20 protein-coding genes are annotated in these 22,627 nt (G+C 67.1%); 6 read left to right on the top strand and 14 right to left on the bottom strand.

Translation table 11 applies throughout. The features are described from left to right. Window positions 1-27 precede the first annotated feature (27 nt). Genes ACFQEV_RS12835 through ACFQEV_RS12805 form a run of 7 tightly spaced genes read right to left on the bottom strand, consistent with a single transcriptional unit; the run spans window position 28 to window position 8,814 of the window. A complete protein-coding gene (locus ACFQEV_RS12835) occupies window positions 28-1,125 on the bottom strand; it encodes a PfkB family carbohydrate kinase (protein ID WP_379696625.1) in 1,098 nt (365 codons plus the stop codon). A gap of 60 nt (window positions 1,126-1,185) precedes the next feature. Then, on the bottom strand, window positions 1,186-2,046 hold the full coding sequence (locus tag ACFQEV_RS12830) for a DUF58 domain-containing protein (protein ID WP_379696622.1): 861 nt from the start codon (window positions 2,044-2,046) through the stop codon (window positions 1,186-1,188). 2 nt (window positions 2,047-2,048) lie between these two features. Continuing rightward, the gene (locus tag ACFQEV_RS12825; protein ID WP_379696619.1) at window positions 2,049-2,996 is read right to left on the bottom strand and encodes an AAA family ATPase; all 948 of its coding nucleotides are present in this window, start codon (window positions 2,994-2,996) and stop codon (window positions 2,049-2,051) included. Continuing rightward, the gene (locus tag ACFQEV_RS12820) at window positions 2,986-3,960 is read right to left on the bottom strand and encodes a DUF7502 family protein (RefSeq protein WP_379696616.1); all 975 of its coding nucleotides are present in this window, start codon (window positions 3,958-3,960) and stop codon (window positions 2,986-2,988) included. The genes ACFQEV_RS12825 and ACFQEV_RS12820 overlap by 11 nt, the downstream gene beginning before the upstream one ends. Beyond that, entirely contained in the window at window positions 3,960-4,586 is a 627-nt protein-coding gene (locus ACFQEV_RS12815) for a hypothetical protein (protein ID WP_379696613.1), read from the bottom strand. Before ACFQEV_RS12815 ends, ACFQEV_RS12820 begins: the two co-directional genes overlap by 1 nt. Beyond that, a complete protein-coding gene (locus ACFQEV_RS12810) occupies window positions 4,583-7,021 on the bottom strand; it encodes a VWA domain-containing protein (RefSeq protein ID WP_379696610.1) in 2,439 nt (812 codons plus the stop codon). Before ACFQEV_RS12810 ends, ACFQEV_RS12815 begins: the two co-directional genes overlap by 4 nt. Beyond that, a complete protein-coding gene (locus ACFQEV_RS12805; protein ID WP_379696608.1) occupies window positions 7,021-8,814 on the bottom strand; it encodes a DUF7408 domain-containing protein in 1,794 nt (597 codons plus the stop codon). Before ACFQEV_RS12805 ends, ACFQEV_RS12810 begins: the two co-directional genes overlap by 1 nt. 314 nt (window positions 8,815-9,128) lie before the next feature. On the opposite strand from ACFQEV_RS12805, the gene ACFQEV_RS12800 reads away from it, so the two are divergent. After that, the gene (locus ACFQEV_RS12800) at window positions 9,129-10,100 is read left to right on the top strand and encodes an orotate phosphoribosyltransferase (RefSeq protein ID WP_379696605.1); all 972 of its coding nucleotides are present in this window, start codon (window positions 9,129-9,131) and stop codon (window positions 10,098-10,100) included. 233 nt (window positions 10,101-10,333) lie between these two features. Further along, on the top strand, window positions 10,334-10,780 hold the full coding sequence (locus ACFQEV_RS12795) for a methylated-DNA--[protein]-cysteine S-methyltransferase (RefSeq protein ID WP_379699857.1): 447 nt from the start codon (window positions 10,334-10,336) through the stop codon (window positions 10,778-10,780). Between the two features lie 36 nt (window positions 10,781-10,816). Here ACFQEV_RS12795 and ACFQEV_RS12790 read toward each other — a convergent pair whose 3' ends face one another. Both ACFQEV_RS12790 and ACFQEV_RS12785 read right to left on the bottom strand, forming a co-directional pair. Beyond that, the gene (locus ACFQEV_RS12790) at window positions 10,817-12,223 is read right to left on the bottom strand and encodes an arylsulfotransferase family protein (protein WP_379696602.1); all 1,407 of its coding nucleotides are present in this window, start codon (window positions 12,221-12,223) and stop codon (window positions 10,817-10,819) included. 279 nt (window positions 12,224-12,502) lie between these two features. Then, window positions 12,503-13,207, bottom strand: coding sequence for a helix-turn-helix domain-containing protein (locus ACFQEV_RS12785; protein ID WP_379696599.1), 705 nt, complete (start codon window positions 13,205-13,207; stop codon window positions 12,503-12,505). Between the two features lie 44 nt (window positions 13,208-13,251). Between ACFQEV_RS12785 and ACFQEV_RS12780 the strand changes: the two genes are divergently transcribed. From ACFQEV_RS12780 to ACFQEV_RS12770, 3 genes are all read left to right on the top strand, one after another. Further along, a complete protein-coding gene (locus ACFQEV_RS12780) occupies window positions 13,252-13,692 on the top strand; it encodes an ester cyclase (protein ID WP_379696596.1) in 441 nt (146 codons plus the stop codon). Window positions 13,693-13,987: 295 nt separating this feature from the next. Further along, complete coding sequence (locus ACFQEV_RS12775; RefSeq protein WP_379696593.1) at window positions 13,988-14,476, top strand: Lrp/AsnC family transcriptional regulator; 489 nt, start codon at window positions 13,988-13,990, stop codon at window positions 14,474-14,476. Next, window positions 14,473-15,636, top strand: a complete 1,164-nt coding sequence (locus tag ACFQEV_RS12770) for a pyridoxal phosphate-dependent aminotransferase (protein WP_379696591.1) — start codon at window positions 14,473-14,475, stop codon at window positions 15,634-15,636. The genes ACFQEV_RS12775 and ACFQEV_RS12770 overlap by 4 nt, the downstream gene beginning before the upstream one ends. Window positions 15,637-15,770: 134 nt before the next feature. Here the strand turns inward: ACFQEV_RS12770 and ACFQEV_RS12765 are convergent, their stop codons facing one another. Continuing rightward, window positions 15,771-16,238: a response regulator gene (locus tag ACFQEV_RS12765; protein WP_379696588.1), complete on the bottom strand. Its 468-nt coding sequence runs from the start codon at window positions 16,236-16,238 to the stop codon at window positions 15,771-15,773. 69 nt (window positions 16,239-16,307) lie between these two features. Continuing rightward, window positions 16,308-17,786: a sensor histidine kinase gene (locus tag ACFQEV_RS12760; protein ID WP_379696586.1), complete on the bottom strand. Its 1,479-nt coding sequence runs from the start codon at window positions 17,784-17,786 to the stop codon at window positions 16,308-16,310. Between the two features lie 127 nt (window positions 17,787-17,913). On the opposite strand from ACFQEV_RS12760, the gene ACFQEV_RS12755 reads away from it, so the two are divergent. Beyond that, on the top strand, window positions 17,914-18,696 hold the full coding sequence (locus tag ACFQEV_RS12755) for a DUF7504 family protein (protein WP_379696583.1): 783 nt from the start codon (window positions 17,914-17,916) through the stop codon (window positions 18,694-18,696). Window positions 18,697-18,930: 234 nt separating this feature from the next. Here the strand turns inward: ACFQEV_RS12755 and ACFQEV_RS12750 are convergent, their stop codons facing one another. The 3 genes from ACFQEV_RS12750 to guaB form a co-directional block, all read right to left on the bottom strand. After that, complete coding sequence (locus ACFQEV_RS12750) at window positions 18,931-19,527, bottom strand: HalX domain-containing protein (protein ID WP_379696580.1); 597 nt, start codon at window positions 19,525-19,527, stop codon at window positions 18,931-18,933. Between the two features lie 200 nt (window positions 19,528-19,727). Further along, complete coding sequence (locus ACFQEV_RS12745; RefSeq protein ID WP_379696577.1) at window positions 19,728-20,801, bottom strand: TrmB family transcriptional regulator; 1,074 nt, start codon at window positions 20,799-20,801, stop codon at window positions 19,728-19,730. A gap of 187 nt (window positions 20,802-20,988) precedes the next feature. After that, window positions 20,989-22,494, bottom strand: coding sequence for an IMP dehydrogenase (gene guaB, locus ACFQEV_RS12740; RefSeq protein WP_379696575.1), 1,506 nt, complete (start codon window positions 22,492-22,494; stop codon window positions 20,989-20,991). Window positions 22,495-22,627 lie beyond the last annotated feature (133 nt).

Genomic DNA, 22,627 nt, shown 5'->3' with positions numbered 1-22,627 from the left:
GTCGCGGGATGCGGTCAGTCGCGTCGGTCACCCGAACGTCGCGTCGGCGAACGCGCGCAACTCCGTCGCGGTGCCGGTTCCGCCGGTCGCGACGCGGTAGGTGGCGCAGAGGTTTCCGAGCGCCAGCGACTCCTCGGCGGACCATCCGGCGGCCAACGCGCGCGCGAGTCCCGCCGAGAACCGGTCGCCCGCGCCCGTCGTCGTCTCGACGCGGTCCGTCTCCGCGTTCGGAACCGCCGTCGCCTCGGCGTCCCCTCCCTCGCCGCCTCCGACGCCCGCGGCGACGGCCCGGTCTGCGTCGTGGAGGACCGCCAGGCGGAGCGACGCCGCCTCGCGGAGGGCGGCGAGTCGGGCCGCGTCGTCGCCTGACTCCGTCCGGTCGCCCGCCGAGGCCCCCTCGGCGTCCTCCTCGTCGCCCTCGCCCGCCGAACCGTCCGCGTGCGACGCGAGCACGTCGAGTTCCCGGCGGTTGAGGCTCAAAACGACCTCGTTCGACCCCGAGACCGCTCGAAGCGCCTCCAACAGGCCCTCGATTCGCTCGTCGGGGAGGTGACCGAGGGGGCCGGGGTCCACGACGACGAGCGAATCGGTCACCTCCTCAGCCACCGCGTCGAACGCCGCCGGGAGTCCCGGCGCGGACGCCCAGTTGCCGACGTACACCGCGTCGGCGTCGTAGAGGGCCGCGAGCAGTCTGTCCGACCGGAGGACCGCCCCCGACCACGATTCGAGATCGTCGGACTCGGCGACGAGCATCAGGTCGCTCTCCTCGAAGCGGAGGACGTCGACCTCCGATGGCGACCCGAACGACACCGCCTCTATCGCCGGGTCGAGGCGTTCGAACACCTCGTGGTCGAGGTGGCCGAGGAGGGTCGCGTCGTCGCCGAGCGCGGCGGTCTGCCGGGCGGCGTTGACCGCCTGTCCGCCGGGTTCGCGCGCGGCGCGTCGCCGTCGAAGCGACCCCGCGCCGCCCTCGACGGCCCGGACGAACGCCTCCCGCGAGGCGACGTCCTCGTCGCCGGATCGGAGTTCGTAGTGGTCGTCCACGCTGCCGTCGGGGAGACAGCAGACCGAAACGGGGTCGAGGTCGGCGAGGCGCGCCGCGACGTTCTCGTACGGTCGTGTCACGGCGCGGATATCGGTCGCGCCGATGAAAAGCGCGCGGGCGGCCGGGGTGGGGTCGCTCGGTCACCCGACCCAGACGGCCGTGAACGCCTCGAAGAAGTCCTCGCCCGTGTCGAGGAGGGCGTAGTCCGCCCGCAGGTCGCGCGCCCGTTCGGCGACGGCGTCGGTGTGTTCCGCCAGTCTGTTCCGGTACCGCCGGGCCGACGACCCGCCGAAGTACGACCGCCGCGTCTCGTGGGACTCGGGGTCCTCGAAGATGGTGTCGCCGGTCGCGCCGGGGTCGAGTTCGTCCGGCGCGAGGACGTTGACGAGGAGTACGTCGTTGTCGCCGAGGGCGGCGACGGTTTCGGCCACCTCCTCGGGGTCCACGAGGAAGTCGCTGACAAGGACGACGAGCGACCGCGAGCGGATGGTGTCGGCGTACTCCTCGGCGGCGGCGGCGAGTTCCGCCCCGCCGTCGAGCGTCGTCTCGTTCAACCGGTCTATCACGGAGAGGAGTTCGCCGCGGTTCGACCGCCCGGCGTCGAGGCGGTACGGCCCGTCGCGGACGGTCGAAAAGCGGAAGTCGTTGTTCTCCTCGGCGGTGAGGTAGGCGAACCCGAGGCCTATCTTCGCGCCGAACTCGAACTTGTGGGCGTCGCCCTCGCCGTAGTCCATCGACGCCGAGGAGTCGACGAGGACGTGGACGGTGAGGTTTCGCTCCGCCTCGAACTGCTTGATGAAGTACTCCTCCGTCCGCGCGTAGACGCGCCAGTCGATGAGGCGGGTGTCGTCGCCGGGGGCGTACCTGCGGTAGTCGCTGAACGTCAACCCCTCGCCGACGCTCTCGGACTCGGTTTCGCCTTGCAACGGCGAGTCCGACCGCCGCTTCAAGGAGGCGTCGAGGCGCGCGAGTTCGTCGAGGAAGCCGGGGTCGACGGGCATCGTCAGACGTCCGCGAGCAACGCGTTCACCGCCTCGTCGGGCGTGACGCCCTCGCGTTCGGCGCGGAAATCGACGACGATACGGTGTCTGATGACGGGCGGGGCCATCTCCCGGACGTCCTCCCAACTCACGTGCGACCGCCCGGCGAGGAACGCCCGCGCCTTCGCCGCGAGGATCAACGACATGCTCGCGCGGGGACTCGCGCCGTACTCGATGTCGTCCGCGGTTCTGGTCGCGCGGACGAGTTCGACGGCCCTGTCGCGGATATCGTCGGCGACGGGAACCTGCCGGGCGAGCGTCTGCGCCCGGAGGAGTTCGTCTCGGCTCAGGACGCGTTCGACGTTCGGACTCGCCGCGCCCGTCGCGTAGCGGTTCACTATCTCGCTCTCCTCGTCGAACGAGGGGTAATCGACGAGTATCTTCATCAGGAAGCGGTCGGTCTGGGCCTCCGGAAGCGGGTACGTCCCGCCCTGGTCGATGGGGTTCTGCGTCGCGAGGATGAAAAACGGGCTCGGGAGCTCGTAGGTGTCCCCCGCCGCGGTCACCTGTCTCTCCTGCATCGCTTCCAGCAGGGCGGCCTGCGTCTTCGGTGTCGCGCGGTTTATCTCGTCGGCGAGGACGAGGTTCGCGAACACCGGCCCCTTCTCGAAGACGAACTCCCGGCCCCGCTCGGACTCGCGGATTATCTCGGTGCCCGTGATGTCGGAGGGCATCAGGTCGGGCGTGTTCTGTACGCGCGAGAAGGAGAGGTCCGTCACCTCCGCGACGGTGCGAACGAGCGTCGTCTTCCCGAGGCCGGGGTTCGATTCGAGGAGGGCGTTCCCGTCCGCGAGGACGCAGACGAGGAGTCGTTCGACCACGTCCGACTGGCCGACGATGCGCTTGCCGATTTCGCTGCGGACGCGGGAGAGTTTCGCCTGTAGTCTGTCGATGTCGTCGTCAGGATTCATTGTCTTCGTCGTCTCTGTCGTCTCGTATCTGGAGGTTGTACTCGCGGATGAGCTCCGCATCTTCGAGCTGTTCGTCGGGCGCGAACCCGGCCCGTTGGCTCTCCACCGCGTCGCCGGAGAACCCGCCGCTATCGTAGGAGGCGGGCGACCCCGCGCCGCCGCCGGAACCGCTTCCGCCGCCGGTGCCTTCGAGCGTCGCGGTCACCGCCTCGTCCCCCGCCGACACGTCCTCCGCGTCGCCGAGTATCCGGTCGCCGTCCCGCAGGTCCGTCGGGTCGTCGGCGCTGGCGTCGTCCGGCCGTTGTTCGCCGTCCGTGGAGTCGTCGCCGCCGACGCCGACGACCGAATCCGTCAGGTCGAGGTCTACGACGGCGACGTGGACGCTCGCGACGCTGAGAAGAACGACGAGGAGCGTCGTCGTCACGACGCGCCGGGTGCCGACGAGTTCGACGCTCGACGCGTCGCGGAGGCGGTCCAACACGTCCTCGTAGAGGCGGCGGGCCATCTCCGTGTTCGCGCCGTCGTCCAACGCGTCTCTCGCGGTCCGAAGCGCCTCGTTCACCGCGGGGTTCGCCGCCTCGAACTGTTCGACCAGCGGTCTCCGGGCGCGGAGGGCGTACTCGCCGCCGAAGGCGACGACGCCGATTGCGACGCCCAGCACCGACGGGAACGGGAGCGACGCGGGGACGCCGCCGGCGAGGGCCGCGGGGAGAGACACCGCCTCGGGGAGGGCTGCAGGGCGGAAGACGCGGAAGAGGAGGTTCGTCAGGAGGGCGAGGAACGCCGCGTCGACGGCGGCGTACACGACGGCCACCTTCCGCGCCTCGCCGCGGACCTCCGCGAGTGCGGCGGCCATTCGGGCGGCGGACGACTCCGAACCGCCTGCGGGTTCGTCGTCCGTCACCGTCGGCCCGAACCCGGAGTCACCCTCGAACTCGGGGTCCGCGTCGGACTCGCCCGACATCAGGGGCACTCCTCGGGTTTCGGCCCCTGCTCGGACTCGTTCCACTGCCGGCAGACGGTGTCGAGGTCCGACGCCAACCGCTCGTTCTCGGCTTCGAGCGTCGTCACCTCCGTCTCCAACCGGGTCACCGTCTCGTTCAGCCGGCGGTTGTCGCGTTCGAGGTCGGTCACCTCGTCTTCGAGTTCCGCGTTCTCCGCCCGCAGCGTCTCGGCCTCCGTTTCGAGCTCGGAGATGCGCTCGCGGGCGTCTTCGAGGTTCGACCGCGCCTCGTTCAGCTGCTCTCTCTTCCGTTGGAGCTCCGACTCGGTGTTCGCCAGTTCCTCCTCCGTCGCGTTGAGCATCTCCTCGGTCCGTTCGAGTTTCTTCGCCACCTGTCCCACGTCGCCGCGCGTCTGCGAGAGGCTCCGGTTCAACTCGTTGACTCGCTGTCTGAGGGCGCTGACGTTCTCCCTGGCCGCCGACAGCTCGCTCCGTAACTCCGCGTTGCGTTCGCGTAACTGCTCGTTCTCCCGTTCGAGACCGCCCGCCGACGACTGGTAGAACATCGTCGCGCCGACCGTTCCGGTCAACAGCAGACAGACGACGGCGACCAACGCGACGTTCAGCGGGCGACCGATGAAGCTCATGTCAATCCTCCTTCAGCCGTCGTTCCGCTGCGGCGGACTTTAACCCGCCGGTAAACGACCTCTGCGGCGAACAGGAGGGCGGCGAGGAGGAGCGCAACCCACGTCCAGTCCTGTCGAACCGGGCGGACGCGGGTGGACTGCTCGCGGGCGAACTCGGCTATCCGCGCGCCCTCCGAGGGTCGGAACACCTTCCCGCCGGTCCCCGTCGCGAGGCTCTCTAACGCCGGGTCGGGGCCGAATCCGGCGTACTCGGCGCGGTAGTTGGCGGCGTACGTCGCCGACAGCACGTCGTGGTAGCCTGCCTCGTCCGGCGTGACGCTCGCCTCGTAGCGCCCCTCGCTGACCTGTCTGAACTGCGCGCCCTCGGCGGTCGGTCGCTCCTCGCCGCGGACCGTCACCGTCGTCGGCGACCCGACGCGCGTGTCGGAGATGGCCGCGACGCCCGTCGCCTTTCGCTCCGGGTCGCCGACGACGTAGTTCGTCGATTTCGTCAACAGAAGCGAGTCCGGCCGGCTCAGCAGGCCGTCGAGCGTTCCGTCCGGCCCGTAGGCGGTGATCGTTCCGACCCGCCCGAGGCCGTACCGCCACGTCGCGACGGCGGGGGTCCCGTCGTCGGCGGCGACGAGGAAGTCCGCGCCGCGGCGCACCGACACGTCGTTGACCTCGCCCGGGTTCGCCGTGAGTTCGACGCCGGACGTGACGAACGAGTCGGGGTCCACGACGGTGAGGCCGGACCCCTCGTACTGCTTGCTCCCGCCGAACAGGATGCGGAGACGGTTCGTCTCCGTCGCGCGGAAGTAGTTGCCGCCGCCGGACTGCGCGATGGTCCGGAGCTTCTCCTCGTCGGGGTTCTTCCCCGCGCCGACGGCGATGACGCGGACGCCGCGGGCGCGGAGTCGTTGGGCGACGGCCGACGGCGGGCCGACCTTGTCGTGGCCGTCGCTGACGAGAATCACCGTCCCGGGATCCTCGCCGAGCATCTCGCCCGCGCCGCGCAGACCGGCCGCGATGTCCGTCGCGCCGCCGCTTTGCAGTCGCCGCACCCTGTCTTCCAGCGACGCCCGGTTGCTCCCCAGCGACTGGATCGGAGCCACCGCGTACGCGTTGTGGTTGAAGCCGACGATGCCGACGCGGTTCTCGTCGCCGAGTTGGTCGAGGACCGAGAGGGTGACCGCCTTCTGGACGCGCATCCCGCTCTCCGCGCTTCCGGAGACGTCGATGGCGAAGACGAGGTTCGTGCTCCGACTCGCCCCCTCGCCCGTCGAGACGGGGAGCATCGACGCCAGCGACGACCCCTCGTAGCCGCCGTTCTCGAAGGAGTTGCGCCCGCCGACGACGAGGAGGCCGTTCCCGTCGATGACGAACTCCTGTAGGGCGTCCACGTTGCCGGGCGAAGCTCGGCCGCCCGCCGAGGTTCCCTCGGCGACGTTGCCGACGCCCTCGGCCGGAACGTCCTGCAGGACGACGGCGTGGTACGGCGAGAGGTCCTCGGGCACCGACGACGCCGTCTCCACGTCGTACACCTCACTCAGGTACTGCCGGAACGGGTAGTCGCCGGGCGAGACGTACAGAATCGTCGGCTTCTCCACGACGCGAACGGTCTTTCGGAACACGTCGTTCTGCGGGTACACGTCGTCCGCGCCCTCGATTCGCGCGGTGACGCGGTGCGTGCCGGTGCTGTCGAACGTGTGGTCGAACTCGAACGCGCCGGTGCCGTTCTGCACCGTCCGCTCGGCCACCCGTTCGCCGTCCACGGAGACGGTGACCGTCGTCGGGGCGTCCGCGCCCACGTCGTCGACGCTCGCGAGAAACTCGTTCTCGACGCCGACGCTCGTCTTCGAGGGGCCGTTGAGCGCGACGTACCGCTCTCGGTCCGTCGGTTGCGGCGAGACGACGGAGACGGTTGCGTTCAGCGAACGCGCGAGTTCCGCCACCTCGGCGAGACTGCGGCCCTCGGTCACGCGGCCGTCGCTGACGAGGACGACGCTGCCGTTCTCCCGGAGGTTGGCCGCGACGGCGTCGCCGACGGGCGAGGCGTCGCCGCTCCCGATGGTCGTCGCCGTCACGGGCACGCCCGCGCCCTTGATGTCGTTCGTCAGTCGGTCCGTCACCCGCGGCGAGACGGCCGTGCTGTCGGATCGGTCCGCGAGCACAGTCACCCGCGGGTCGCCGGACGTCTCCCGCGAGGCGACGGTGTACGGTCCGGCGGCGGCGAGGACGACGAGGGCGACGACGAGGAGGCGCGTCGCGAAGAACCACCGCCTGCTTCGCTCGGAGGCGGTTCCCGTCGCGCCGCGCCAGACGAGCGCCCAAAGCAGCAGGGCGCAGACGGGGAGTGCGAGGAGGAGAAGCGGCCGCTCCGCGCCCGCCGAGAGGCCCGTCGGGAGCTCGAAGGACGCCTGCGGGGCCGTCGAAACGGGGAGTCCGGGCGACATCAGAGGTCACCCCGGCGGCGGAGGTAGGCGACTTCTCCGAGCACCCCGACGAGGGCGGCCAACGCCGCCCAGTGGTCGAGCGGGTTCGGGACGGTTCTGGACTCCTCGCGCGCGACGACGCCCGTCTCGGACGACTCCACGTCGTCGGCGACGACGTTCGACTCCGATTCGCTGAGGAGCGACGCGCTGTACCGCGCGCCGTCCGCCTCGTAGAACCCCGCGTCGTCCAACCGAACCGACGACGCCGTCACGGCGCCGTCGGGCGTCTTCACCCGTGTGCCGTTGCCGAACTGGAGCCTGTCGCCCGTCTCCGCGTTCAGTTGGCTCAGGGGGGGTCGCCCGGCGAGGTGGTATATCGCGCGCTTCCAGAATACCGGGTACTGGTAGTCGTACTTGAACGCAGAGCGCTTCTCGATGTAGCCGTAGTAGAGGAGTCGCCCCTCGCCGCGCCGCGCCGTGGCGACGATCGGCGTCCCCTCGGTGGTGGAGACGAGTGCCCGCCCGTCGCGGAGCGTTCCGTTCACGTACGACTCCGGCGGCGGGAACGAGATGCCGCGCGTCAGGGCGTCGTCGTCGGGTTGCCCGAGCGTCGGGTTCGAGCGCACCCCGTCGGGGTTCACCAACGACAGGTCGCCGTACTTGCCGGGCATTGACTCTTGGGCCTGAACCGCCACGCCGCCGCCGTCGGCGAGGAGTTCGCGCCCCGCCTCGACGTTTCCGGCCAGTAGCCTGTCGCTCTCGACGTTGCTGTAGACGATGACGTCGTAGTTCCCCTCGACGGTCGTCGGCGGGTTATCCACCGTGAGTTCGACGGCGTCTACGACCGAAAGCGCCGTCGTCAGGTACGTGTTCTCGTCGTTCGTCAGCACCAACACCTCTATCGTGGCGTCGTCCGGCGCGGCGACGTACGAGGCGTCGTCCGCGGCGAAGGAGTCGCCCGGCGAGAGTCGGAGTTCGCCGCCGCCGGCGGGGACGGGGAGGGTGACCGAGCGAACGTCGCCGCCGGAGAGCGTCACGGACCGCCGTTCGCCGCCGAGGGCGACGGTTCTCGTCGCCTCCCCGTCGCCGTAGTTCTTCACCGAGACGGTCACCTGCCCGCCGGAGAACGACCGGTCCACGATGCCGACGTTGTCGCTGCCGCCCGCGGCGAACTGGCGGAGGTCCACGGTGAGTCCGCGACTGCGGGCGACGCGGACGGCGTCGCGCCACGGGCCGTCGTCGGCGAAGTCGCTCGCGACGACGATTCGGGCGTCCGACCCGGCGACGGCAGTCGCCGTCGAGATAGCCGACCGGAGGTCGCCCGGCGACTCAGTGACCGACAGGTCGTCGAGGACGGTCCGCGCCTCGCCGGGATCGCCCCGCCGGAGGGCGACGGTGCTCTGCCCGTCGCTGACGACGACGGAGGTGGTTCCGGTCACCTCCCGTCGGGCGGCGGAGACGGCGCGGGCGAACCGGGTGGTGCCGTCGGACTGGACGCCCATGCTGGCGCTCGCGTCCACGACGAGCACCGTCTCCTCGACGGTCGAACGCTCCGAGACGGGGACGTACGGCGTCGCAAGCGCCGTCGCGACGAGGAGGACGACGAGCAGTTGGAGGAGCAACAGCACGCTCCGTTGGAGTCGCTCGAACAGGGGGTTCGACGCGTCTTCGCGCCGGTCCTCCGCGAGAAAGCGGAACGTCGGGAGTTCCACCCTGCGGGGGTCCGGGCGGACGAGGTACAGGACGACGATGGGGACCGCCAGGAGGAGGGCGGCGAGTCCCGCGGGGGTGAGAAAAACGTCGGAGAGGGCCATCGACCGTGTACGCGTCGTCCCCCCTAATGGATCTTTTCCACAGTCGCTCTCGGAGAACCGTCACGCCGGTACGACGTTCGGCCGAACGTATACCAGTTGGTGACCGCCGAGCGGAGCGGAGCGCGAACCGGCGGTCGCTGCCGATCGGTTATTCGGCACGTAAACGAAGGTATCGGGCCGGAGGGCGGTTCTCGGCGGAGAGAGACGGTCCCCGTCGCTCCGACCGTTTCACCGCGCGGAGGTCTGATACCTATCCGTTAACAAGACGTTACGGCCATCATTTCTTTATCTTCATATATGGTAATAAAAAGAGAATGAGATATCGGAGTGTCTCGGAACTCAACGACGACGCACGACAGTTAGCGCAGGATCTGCCGTCGGATATCGACCTCGTTGCCGGGATTCCGAGAAGCGGGATGTTGGCGGCCGAACTCCTCTGTCTCCACCTCGACGTGCCGATGACGGACGTCGCGGGCCTCTGCGAGGGAACGGTGTTCGAGACGGGGAACCGACACGACGACTCGCCGTCGCTCGACGGCGTCGATACCGTTCTGGTCATGGACGACTCGGTCAACTCGGGGGCGCAGATGCGGGAGACGCGGCGACGCCTCGACGGGGCCGACCTGCCGTTCGACGTCCGGTACGGCGCGGTGTACATCTCCACCAGCGGACACGAGTACGTCGATTACTGGAGTGAGGTGGTCCCGATGCCGCGGGTGTTCGAGTGGAACCTGATGCACCACCCGACGCTGAAGAACGCCTGCGTCGACATCGACGGCGTGCTCTGTCGGGACCCGACGACCGAGGAGAACGACGACGGCGAGCGATACCGGGAGTTCCTCTCGACCGTCGAATCGAAGACGATTCCGAACCAGCGAATCGGGTGGCTCGTCACCTGCCGGTTGGAGAAGTACCGCGAGGAGACGGAGGCGTGGTTGGACGAACACGGCGTCGAGTACGACGAACTCGTGATGATGGACCTGCCGGACAAAGAGACGCGGCAGGAGCGAGGGAACCACGCAGAGTACAAAGCCGAGGTGTACGAATCGACCGGCGCGACCCTGTTCATCGAGAGCTCCGAACGACAGGCGGCGAAGATATGCGACTGGACGAAGAAGCCGGTGTTCTGCTACGGGAGCAACGAGATGATGCAACCGGGCCGGATCCAACGGACCTACCGGAAGGGGAACGACTACCTCTCGCGCCTGGTGGAGAACCCCGTCGGCTTCATCGCGACGGCGAGCAAGTACCTCCTCTCTCGGGGATACCACGGTCTCAAGCGGTGATTCTCGGTCGTCACCGCACTCGGAGGGGGTCCGACTGCATCGGACGACGGAACGCGAGCGGAGACGGACGCGGTTCGGCGTAGGCGGATCGACCCCCTACCGCCCGCCGGCCGCGCGACGAGGCTACTATCCTCGCGGACGACGTACGGTACTCGCGACAGAGACGCCGGAGTAAGGCGGAGACGCGTCGGATGGGTAGAGATATCCCGACGGGCGTCCACCGGATAGACACCGTGCAGGTTTCGATATTCGGATTTCCGGTGGAACTCGACGAATCGCACGTGGATGCGTCGCCCGCCGCCGTCGAGGCGCAGGTGACGGAGTACGAACGCGGCGACCGGACGGTGTTCGACCTGCGCGTCGCCTACCCCGACTCCTTCGACGGGCGGGTGATGCGCGCGATGGCGGCCGTCCCCTACGGCGAGACGCGAACGTACGGCGATATCGCGGCGGAACTCGACACGAGTCCCGTCGCCGTCGGGCAGGCGTGTGGTCGCAACCCGATACCTCTCGTCGTCCCCTGTCACCGCGTCGTCGGAGCCGACTCCCTCGGCGGGTTCTCCGCCGACGGCGGCCCGGACCTGAAGCGACGACTGTTGGTCGCCGAAGGCGCGGCCGAGGGCGCGGATGCGGGCACGGCCGCGGGCGGGCGACAGACGAATCTCGGGGCGTTCGACTGATGGGTGCGCGGCGGCGCGTCGCCGCCGAGAAGCCGTTTATCGGAGGTGTTGGACGCCGCGGCGGACGCCGACGACAACGCGCCGACGCTGATAGAGGAGTTCGGCGACGGCCCAGAGGAGGCCGACGACGAGGGCGACGGAGAGCGACACCAGCGTCCACGGGGCCATCCACACCGGCTTTATCCACTGGGAGACGCCCTCCCACGTGTGTGCGAGGTCGGTCGCGGGGCCCTCCACCGGCGTCCCGCCGAACGTCGCCGTCAACCGGTCGGGGAACGTCGACGCGCCGTCGCCCGTGCCGGGCGTCTCGCCCGCGCTTCCGGAGAGGTTGTACGATCCCGAGACGTTCTGGTCGAGCATCGTCGGCCCGCCGGCCTCGTTCCCGTGGGCGGGGCGTTCGACGTCGAACGGCGCCCACGGCGTGTACGCCTCCCAGACGATTTCGCCCTGCGGCGTCACCTCGATGACGCGGTGCCCCAGCGAATCGACGATGAGGGTGTTGCCGTTCGGCAGGCGGTCGGCGTCCCGCGGCCAGTTGAGTTGTCCCTTCCCGACGGACCAGACGCGTTCCCAGTTACACTCTCCGTCGGTTCGCTCCGTGCAACTGTACTCGACGACCCGGTCGTTCTCGCTGTCGGCGACGAGTATCGTCGGCGTCCCGTTCTCGGTCTCCAGATACTGCGGGTCGTGCTGTTCGTAGATGACGCTGTGGTTGTCGTCCGAACCGAGTCGCGTCGTGATGTTCTTCGTCGACCGGTTGACGACGATGACCTGGTCGAAGTTCCGCGGGGAGGCGAGGTACTCGCCCTCGCCTATCTTGTCCACGTCGTTGACGTGCGACCAGTCCTCGCTCATCCCGCCGTCCGTGTTCTTCGGGTAGTGGTTCTTGAAGTACCACTCCCAGACGATCTCGTCCTCCGAGAGGTCGTAGATGAACAGGCGGTCGTTACTCGTCCCGTTCTCGGCGGTGTTGCGCATGTTCGCGACCAGCAGTTGGTCGCCGTTTATCATGTCCACGTCGTGGGTGTCCTCGATGCTGAAGTTCTGTTGCCAGACCCGTTCCTTCGTCTTCGGATTCAGTTCGTACACCATCGTCTCCCCGGGGGCGGTGTTGACGACGAGGAGGTTCCCGTTCGGGAGGGGGTCCACGTTGTAGAACCAACTCGCGCCGCGTTTCGTCCCGTTGTATATCCACTTGGGCTGGGCGTTCGGGTCCAACGCGATGAGGCGCGCCGGCTTCTTCTCTCCTCCCTGTCCTTGGAAGTGGAAGCCTTGGACGGCGACGTACGTCGTCCCGTTCGCGGCGCTTTCGACCGTTCCGGTCTGTACCTCCGGCGGTTCGTACGCGGCCGTGAGTGCGGCACCGGCCACCAGCGAACCGACGACGACGAGCGCGAGAATCGCCCGCAGAACCCAACGCGGAGCGAAAGACAGCCGAGGCATGTGAGAGAGAAGTTGACCGCCCGCGCAAAGTGTATTCCGTTCGCCGCCGCCGGCTGTCCGGGCTCGGTAGGTGTGGCGCAGGAGAACGAACGTCACCCGTCCATCGCCGAGATGCCGTTCGGCGATGAACCCGTCCGTCGGGTTCGAGGAACGACGCCCCGTATTCCCGGTATCGAACGGTCTACTCGCTCTGAGGAGTCGTTCGACGAGCCGGAATATGCGTCGAGGTGGCCTCCCATTGGCGGTCCTAGCGGACAGCGTCGGCGAGAGAGTGGGTGATCAGCCGACTTTCCGCACGGTGTCGAGTCTACTGGCTGCGGATTTGTGGATGCCGAGCGTCTCTGCGAGTTCGGTGAGCGTACACGTTCTGGGGTCGTCGTAGAACCCCCGTTCGACGGCAGTCTCGACGAACTCCCGCTGTCGGGTCGTCAGTACCGCGGCGGTCTCGTGAGAGTTGGTGAGAGAGCGCACCCGATACGGGATTTTCGCCGCCGCCAGCTCCGCAAGGTAAGCGGACAGGCTCTCGTGACCGGCGACGACGTGTACGGAAAACCACCCGTTTCGGAGGATCGTCGGATAGATGGAGATACAACCGGACTCGTAGAGCGGATCGTACGCCTTCGAACTTCCGGTTAGAAACTGGAGCAGTACGACCTGCGGATCCGTGTGGAGGAGTTCGATCTCTGTCACCTCGGGTGTCGTTTCGAATTCGCGGACGACGTCGCCACCGTCGGATGTCCGAACTTCGAGCGTGACAAGCGCGCCTTCGTCGCGGAGTTGCGTCGCCAGGAGCCGAAACTCGTCGTCGGGAAACTCCGTCGAGAGCTCCGCGAGCCACCCTCCGACCGCCTCTCCGTTCAGTTCGAGTTTCAGGTGTGGCATCGACGGGAGGTACCCCGCCGGGGTACTTAAAAGACGCAACGTGTTTCTGGCCAAGCATACGCTGCTCGGTGGCCTCCTTCCGTCGTGGTCGAAATGAAACACCGCTCAACGATCGATTCGCCGACTCGCCGGGGGAAGGGCCGAAAATGACCGACTTGCTCACTCCTCGGGAACGGGAGAACGAGCGCACCGCCCGTCGAATCCCGGAGGAGGTCTTCGGTGACGGCGGCCTCGACTCGCTCGACGACCTGTACGCGCCGAACGCCGTCGATCACAACCCCTTCGGATCCGAGAAGGGGGTAGAGGCGATTCGTGAGTCCTACGAGTCGTTTCTCTCGGCGTTCCCCGACGTCAGCCAAACAGTCGAACGCAGCGTCGTTCGCGGGGACCTGGTCGCTCTCCACATCACGAGTCGGGGAACGCACGAGGGAGTCCTCTGGGGCATCGAACCCACGGGAAACGAGATGGAAGTCCAACAGATGGCGTTCTTCCGTATCGAAGACGGACTGATCGCCGAGCGATGGTTCCTCTCGGACAATCTGACGCTGCTCCGGCAACTGGGCGTCGTCGACTTCCCTCCCCGATGACGAACGCTGATGCGAACTCCCCCGTTCGGTGACGGGCAACCGACGGTCCGTCTGGACCGTCGAACCTGCGGTTCGCTCACGCATGCCGCATTCTGTCGGAGCCGTTTTCGGAGGAACAGGTAACGGTCAGCGCGTCCCCGACGAAGTCGAGATCGGTGTCGAAATTAACGCGTCCTCCGGGGCTACGTATAGCCGAACGGGAATTTCTGTATCGCCGCATACGATTCATGGACCCGATGCGAGTCGATCGCGCGGTTGGGTAAACCCTATCAACGGGGACTGCAACCACTGCCGTATGGACGAGAAGCGGGAACTACTCGACCTGTTGCTTCGCAACGCTCGCGAGAGCGTCGACGACCTCGCGCGACAGACCGGACTCGAAGCGGCGGAGGTCGAAGCACTCGTCGAGGAGCTAGAGGAGGAGGGCGTCATCCGCGGCTATCAGGCCATCGTCGATTGGGACCGCGTCGACGAGGAGTACGTGCAGGCCGAGGTCGAACTGAACGTCGAACTCGACCGGGAGACGGGGTACGAGGAGATTGCCCGTCGAATCGGCAAGTTCCCCGAAGTCGCGTCGCTCCGTCTGGTCTCCGGCGACTACGACTTCGCCGTGGACGTGGTCGGCGACTCGATGCAGGACGTCTCGAACTTCGTCTCCGAGCAGATAGCCCCCGTTCCGGAGGTCACCCAGACGGTGACCCACTTCGTCATGGAGACGTACAAGGAACGGGGCGTCGAACTCGGCGACGGCGACGAAGACGACCGGTTGTCGTTCTCGCCATGACCGATCGCCTCTCCGCGCGTGCCCGCGAGACGCCGCCGTCGGGCATCCGTCGGTTCTTCGAGTTGGCCGAGGAGATGGACGACGTCATCTCCCTCGGCGTCGGCGAACCCGACTTCTCCGCCCCGTGGGCGGCCCGGACCGCCGCCATCGATTCGCTGGAACGCGGTCGGACCTCCTACACCGCGAACCGGGGGATGCGCGAACTCCGCGAGGCCATCGCTGACCGCGCGACGGCGTACGGGTTAGAGTACGACCCCGACGAGGAGATACTCGTCACCGCGGGCGCGAGCGAAGCCGTCGACCTGGCGATGCGGGCGTTGGTGGACCCCGGCGACACCGTCGCCGTCCCCCAACCCTCGTACATCTCGTACGTGCCGACGGTGACGTTCGCCGGGGGGAACGCCCTCCCAGTGCCGACGTCCGTCGAGAACGACTTCGCTCTCACGTACGAGGACCTAGACCGCGCGGGCGCGGCGGACGCCGACGTACTGGTGCTCTGTTACCCGAACAACCCCACCGGCGCGGTGATGACCGAACGGCAACTCGCCGACGTGGCGGCGTTCGCCCGCGAACACGACCTGTTCGTCCTCTCGGACGAGATTTACGCCGCCCTCCGCTACGAGGACGAACACGTCTCCATCGCCACGTTACCGGAGATGCGGGACCGAACCGTGGTGTTCAACGGGTTCTCGAAGGCGTACGCCATGACCGGCCTGCGCCTCGGGTACGCACTCGGCCCCGCCGACGTCATCGACGCGATGAACCGCATCCACCAGTACACGATGCTGTCGGCGCCGACGACGGCGCAGTACGCCGCCCTCGAAGCCCTCGACTCCTGCGAGGACGAAGTCGAGGAGATGCGGCGCGCCTACGACAGGCGGCGGCGGTACGTCATCTCGCGGTTCAACGACATCGGGATGGACTGCTTCGAGGCGAAGGGCGCGTTCTACGTCTTCCCCGAGTGTCCGCCCGGATGGGAGGACGACGAAGCGTTCGCGGAGGAGCTCCTCCAGGCGCAGAACGTCGCTCTCGTCCCCGGAAGCGCCTTCGGCGAGGGCGGACGCGGACACCTCCGCGTCTCCTACGCCACCGGGATGGCCGAACTCAAGGAGGCGTTGAACCGAATCGAGGCGTTCGTCGAGGCCGAGGCGGAGCGATAAACTCTCCCCCGCGATACGGATTCGGCCGGTCGCCGCTATCTCTTCGACTCCGCGACCGCCCGCCCCACGACTCGACGGTTCGGACCCGCGGCACCCGATTTCTGGGTAGAACGTCTCTGATGCGGAGAAAACGCCTACACGAGTTTGCGAAACTCACCCGGGGGGAGTCGCCCCGCGTCGGCGGCCGACTCCCCGATGGTCCGAACCGTCTCGATGAACCGGTCGGGGTCGGCCGGTTTGACGAAGTAGCCTTCCGCCCCTAACTCGTACGTCTCGCGGATGTCGTCGGGCGACCGCGACCCCGAGAAGACGACGACGGACGTCGAGTGCAGGTCCGAATCGCTCGCTATCCTCTCGAGGATGGTTCTCCCGTCGATTTTGGGCACGTTCAGGTCCAAAATCGCGAGGTCGAGGCCCCCCGCGTCGCCCCCGAGGCGTCGAAGGAGGAAGTCCAGTGCGTCCTCTCCGTCGGTGAGGAACGTCACCGAGTTCTCGACGTCGAGTCCCTCGAACGCTTCCTCGATTAACCACACGTCCCCGGGATTGTCCTCTACGACGAGCACTCGCAGGGGTTCGTCTCCGGGATTGGGGTTTCGACTCACGGGTTCACCACTCGGTCGGGGCTGTGGGCCAGTAGCGTTCCTTACCGTATAAACTCCCCTCTAAACGTGTTAGGCTCTCTCCGTCGGAAGGGTGAAGTAGAACGTCGTCCCCTCGCCCGGTTCGGAATCGACCCAGATGTCCCCGCCGTGGTGGTTGACTATCTTCCGACAGAGAGTGAGGCCGATACCCGTTCCGCGGTACTCCTCGTTCGAGTGCAGTCGGTTGAAAATCTCGAATATCTGGTCGAGGTACTCCGAGTCGATACCAATCCCCTCGTCCGCGACGGAGAACACGCACCGGTCGCCCCGCCTCTCGGCCGTGACGTCCACGCGCGGGGGTTCGTCGCTGTACTTGATGGCGTTCGAGATGAGGTTCGAGAACACCTGTTCCAGTTGGTTGGCGTCGCCGACGACCGTCGGCAGTTCGCCCGCGGAGACGACCGCGTCGCTCTCTTCGACCCGTATCCGCAGGTCGTTCAACGCGTCCTCGAGAACGGCGTTGCAGTCGACCGGTTCGAAGGCGGGGTCGTGCATGTCGATTCGGGAGTACGAGAGCAACCCCTCGACCATCTCGCGCATCCGGTCGGCGCCGTCGACGGCGAAGTCGATGTACTCTCGCGCCTCCCTGTCGAGTTCGTCCGCGCGCCGCCTCTCCAGCAGTCGGAGGTAGCTCGAAATCATCCGCAACGGTTCCTGTAGGTCGTGGGAGGCGACGTAGGCGAACCGCTTGAGCCGTTCGTTCGACTCCTCTAACTCCTCGATAGTCTCGGCGAGGGTCACCTTCGCTTTGGTCCGGTCCACCAGCGTTCCGAGCATTCGCTCGACTTCCCGCGCCGGTTCGTCGGGTTCGAAGTACTCCTCGGGCGGCGTGTAGTAGAAGTTGTGACAGAGCGTCCCGTCGTAGATGAGGTGCGGGTGGGTCCGAACGACGTCTCTGAGAATCTCCGCGGGGATGGTTCCTAAGTCGTACTGACAGATGGCGATGCAGTCTTCGCCCTCGAACAGGCGGTTCACCCGGCTCTCGTACTCCATGAAGTCCGGAATCTCCGTCCGTTCGTCGAGTATCCAGTTCGTGTCCGCGGTCACGCGGAAACCGGAGTAGTCCGCCTTCGCCTTCTCCAGGGCGTCGCGGTAGACGGAGAGCATGTCGTCGGGGTCGAACGTGCCGGTGCGGAGGTACGTCTCCTCTAGGGTGTGGAAACTCAGCGCACCGGAGGAGAGGGCGGCGTCCACGTCGATGCCGCCGTCGCGCATCGCTTCGAGGACGTCGGCCTCGGTCGGTTCGTAGATGACGTACATGACTCGCTCACCCCGCGATAACCCCTGTCGGACGAACGGGACCATGGCCGCGAACTGCTCCTCCCGGGACTCGTAGAACAGCGCGATGTGTTGGTTCGCGTCTAAGTCTTCGAGCGGTTCGACGGGTCCTCGAAACTCCGGGCTCGACCGAAGCGCCTCCAGTCCGCTCTCCATTCGGACGGGTTCGGCGTCCTCGACGCCTCCGTCGCGGCCCCCTCGGTGTGAGTGACTCGCCGCCTGTTTATCCATCGCAGTCTCTCAGACGCCACGAGATTAAGTATTCGTCGCAGTCAATACCGGTTCGATACCGCTCTCCCGTCGTTAACTGCTCGAACACGCAAAGTATTATTTAACGCGGTGTCGTGTCTCAATCTGAATGGTTCAGGGAGGCGGAACCGACGCCGAGTCCTCCGACGGCGTGACGAGTTTCGCGTGTGCGCTCGACGAACTCAAGACGCGCGGGAGCACGTTGCTCGTCGTCGGTTCGGTTCCCGAGGAAGTGTACGCGACGATGTCCGCCAAGATGCTCGGCGACGGCGACGCCTCTCCCCGTCGCCGTCTCCTCGTGGCGCCGATGGCGGGCGTCTCGCACAGGGACCGGCGGCTCGAAGGCGTCTCCCGGCGGACGCCCGAGTGGACGCGCATCGTCCGGTACGAGTCGCACGCGCGGCACGCGGCGGTCGCGGAAGGCGACGCCGCCGTCTCCGCCCCCGACGGTCCGGTCGGACTCGACGCGGCGAACGTCCACGGCGACGGTCGGGCGACCGCCGACGGTCGAGACCCCCTCGCGGAAGTCGTCGACGGAGAGATAATCGACCTCGGACTGCAGATAGCGAGGACGATAGACCAGTTCGACGGCATCGCGTCCGGACTCGCCCCGGCGGAGCTTCGCGTGGCGTTCGACTGCCTCCCGACGCTTCTCTCCGAGTACGACCGCGAGACGGTGTTCCGGTTCGTCCACGTCCTCGGGAACAACGTCCGGTCGGTCGGCGGGATGGCCCACTTTCGGCTCCCGCAGGACCGACGCGCCGAGACGGTTCGCCTCTTCGAACCGCTGTTCGACGCCACGGTCGAACTCCGCCTCGACGGCCACGAACTCGCCCAACGGTGGCACTTCCGCGACGCGGACATCTCCTCGGAGTGGCTATCGATCGACTGAGTGCCACTTCGCGGTACTGTCACCCATACGCTTTTAGTCGAGAACGAAGACAGCGTAGACAATGGACCAGTTCGGCGGTCGAGCCGGATCGGGGACGACGCCCAAGCGTCCGAACGGTCACCTCCAGCTCTCGTTCCGAACGACCGAGGAGCGATGAGGGAGACGCGCGGAGGCGGGCCTCGGCTGTCGGTGGTCGGCGGTCTGCGGTCGGCGAATGCACGAGACGCGCAGAAGTTACTCGTCGGGGTCTTCGAACTTGACGTCGGAGCCGAGGTCGCGGTAGACGGCAGCGATGTCGCGTTCGTCGTCGAGATTCTGAAGCGCCTCGTCGAGTTCGGACCTGAGTTCCCGGAGGCGGCCGTCGAGTTCGTTGTACTCGTCGCTGCTCTCCAGGGAGGTGGCGTCCTTCTCGGATTCGAGGAGCGCCTTCTTCGAGGCGAGCGAGAACAGTTCCTTCACGCCGTCGTCGTAGGCGTTGCGCAAGAGGAGGTTCGAGACGGTCCCTTCGAGCGCTTCCTTCGAGACGGGCTTTACGAGGTAGTCGTCGAATCCCATGGCGACGATGTCGAAGTCGGGTTCGACGGCGGTCACCATGGCGACGCGGCATTCGAAACCGCGGTTCCGTATCTCCGCCAGCGCTTCGTCGCCCGAGAGGTCCGGCATTCGGCGGTCTAAGAGCACCACGTCTACGGCTTCGTCGAGTGCTTCGAGCGCTTCGCGGCCACCGTAGGCGACGCGGACTCGATACTCGTCTTTGAGCCATGTTGCGTACAGATCGGCAAGGTCCGGCTCATCTTCGACGATGAGCACGAGTGGCTGGTCAGCACTCATGTGTATCTTCGTGGTGTTCCGAGAACACTCACGTCACCGAATGTTTCGCGGGGGCATATCAATATACCCCTTATTCCGGGCCGGGTGAGCGGGTTGGAGGACAATCGATTTCTCACCAATACCACTCAAAGGAGTCTACCTGTTGGTATAGGTTCCGGCATGGAACGAACGGCGGGCGACGACTCTCGGGGGACGAACCGTCACGCGGAGCGTTCGAGGACGGTGATCCGCGTCGCCTCCACGTCTTCGAGGACGGCACCCCACCCGCCGACGGTGTACCGTTCGCCGCCGTCGCTCGTCTCGACGGTGAAACACACCCGACCGGCGAGTTGCGAGAGAGGCGGCGACCCCTCCGTCTCGCCCGCGCCGGCGTAGTTCACGCCGACGATTCGGCCCTCGACTTCGACGGCGTCGCCGGTCTCCGTCTCGAACCCGCTCACGCGGGCAGTGATCTCGGCCCCGTCGGCCAGAAACGGCTCGATCTCGCGGATGCACCGCCGGAGGTCCGAGTAGACCAAGGGCGGGTCCGCCGGGCGGACGCTGTACACCTCCTCCCACACCTCCCAGAGGCACGTCTGGAAGTACCAGTGGAAGACGTACGTGAGCGTGTAGTCGTCCACGAGGACGCCGTACTCGTTGAGCGAGTGCGAGTGCGGAGCGAAGCACGTCCCGGTGCGGTCGATGAGGACGACGAACGGCGTCGGGAGGGTTCGGTGCCGCACCTCGGTGGCGGTACCGTCGAACTCCGCGCCGTCGAGCGTCTCGGCCGAGTCGGCGTAGAGCGTCGCCTTCACGATGACGCCGTTCGAGAGCGCTTCCCGCAGCGCCGGTTTCAACGTCTCGTACTGCTCCGGCGTCGCGGCGAACTGCACCTCGTTCTCGGCGTCCCGGATGAGCGACGCCGCGCGCTGTATCACCGTCTCGAAGCGCTTGACGATGCTCAGTTTGTGCTGGTCCACCTCCGGTTCGTCCCACCGCTCCTCTATCTCGTCGGCCGCCTCCTCGAGCATCGACGCCCGGCCCCTGAGGTCGTCGAGGACGACGGAGGGGTCGCACGCCCGCGCTTGCAGGCTCTCCTGTTCGTACGTCTCTATGTACCCTTTCGTCTCTAAATCGCGGAGTACGTCGTAGATACGCGCGGTCGGAACCGCACACGAGTCCGCCACCTCGGTCGCGCTCGCGGTGCCGAGTTGGAGGAGCGTCGTGTACGCCTCCGCCTGATACTGCGAGAGCCCAGCGTCTTCGAGCGCGTCCCGCAACTCCGTTGAGTCCATCGTACTGGCGTGTATCCAGACTGATTAATCAATAACCTTTGGGAACGAACCACATCCGGGGTAGTACCTCGACGGTTCGGGCGAAAGAGCGGAGAACGGATCGCGGCCGGTTCGCGGCGCGGGCGTCGGACCGGTCGGACGAGTCGGCGGGTCCGACCGAACGCGGACGAGGCCGAGAGCGAGTCGGTTACTCGCCCTGCGGGCTGTAGTTCGGCGCTTCGTCGGTTATCATCACGTCGTGGGGGTGACCCTCGGTCTGGCCCGCACTGGAGACGCGGACGAACCGGGATTCGCGCTTGAACTCCGGGATCGTCTCCGAACCGACGTAGCCCATCCCGGAGCGCATCCCGCCGACGAGTTGGTGAAGCTCCGACGCGAGCGTCCCCTTGTACGGCGTCGCCGCCTCAACGCCCTCGGGGACGAACTCCTCTTCTTTGTCCTCGTCGACGTCCTTGAGGTACCGGTCGCCGCCGCCGGACTTCATCGCGCCGACCGAGCCCATGCCGCGGTACTGCTTGTACTTCTTCCCGTTCATCGTGATGACGCGGCCGGGCGCCTCGTGGGTGCCCGCGAAGTAGGACCCGAGCATCACCGCGTCCGCGCCCGCGGCGATGGCCTTGATGGCGTCGCCGGAGTAGCGGATGCCGCCGTCCGCGATGACGGGGACGTCCCGCTCGGCGGCGACGTCCGCCACCTGCGCCACCGCCGTAATCTGGGGCATGCCCGCGCCGGTGACGACGCGCGTGGTGCAGATGGACCCGGGGCCGATGCCGACCTTCAGGCCGTCCGCGAAGTCCACGCAGGCCTCCGCCGCCTCGCGCGTGCCGATGTTGCCGACGACGACGTCGGCCTCGACGGACTCCTTGATGTCGCGGGCGCTGTCGAGGACGTTGAGGTTGTGCGCGTGCGCGCAGTCGATGAAGAGGACGTCCGCGCCGGCCTCGTCCGCGGCGGTGGCGCGGTCCATCTCGAACGGACCGACCGCGACGCCGACGCGGAGGCGGCCGCCCTCGTCGCGCGCGGCGTTCTCGTGCTCGCGGCGCTGGAGGATGCTCTGCATCGTCACGAGTCCGACGAGGCGCTTGTCGTCGTCGACGATGGGGACGCGCTCTATCTTGTGGTCGTACATGAGTTCGAGCGCTTCGCGGGCGGTGACGTCGCGCGGCGCGGTGATGACCTCGTCGGTCATCGCCTCGCGCACCTCGTCGGACTCGCCGACTTCGAGGTACGGACGGATGTCCGTCCCGGAGATGATGCCGAGGACGGTGTCCTCGTCGTCGACGACGGGCGCGCCCGAGACGCCGCGGTGTTCCATCATCTCGTCTACCTCGCTTATGGTCTGGTCGGGGTTGGCGGTGACGACGTTGTCCCGCCGGATGACGAGTTCGTCCGCGCGCTTGACTCGCTCTATCTCCGCGACCATGCGCTCTACGTCCATGTTCCGGTGGAGGACGCCGAGACCGCCCTCGCGGGCCATCCCGATGGCCATCCCGCTCTCCGTGACGGTGTCCATCGCCGCCGAGAGGACGGGGACGTTGAGTTCGACGTTTTTCGAGACGCGCGTGGACACGTCCGCGTCGTCGGGTTCGACGCGGCTCTCGGCGGGTCTGAGTAGCACGTCGTCGAACGTCAGCGCCTCCGGCACCTGCAGTTTCTCTGAGAAAGACTCTCGCTCGGGAACGTCGTTCGCCATGTAAATCGTCCATAGTCCTGCGACAAAAGAGTTCCGAGATGGCACGCCTGTGCAGAACGTTGGCAAGTAAACCCGACGCCCTATACACGATAGTGCTATTCGACCTCTTCGAAGGGACGGGACTCCGCGCGAG

This window comes from Halopelagius fulvigenes (genome assembly GCF_042662625.1).
Taxonomy (GTDB): Archaea; Halobacteriota; Halobacteria; order Halobacteriales; family Haloferacaceae; genus Halopelagius; species Halopelagius fulvigenes.
The sequence above is the reverse complement of the archived record's forward strand: the minus strand, read 5'-3'. Positions and strand labels throughout refer to the sequence as shown.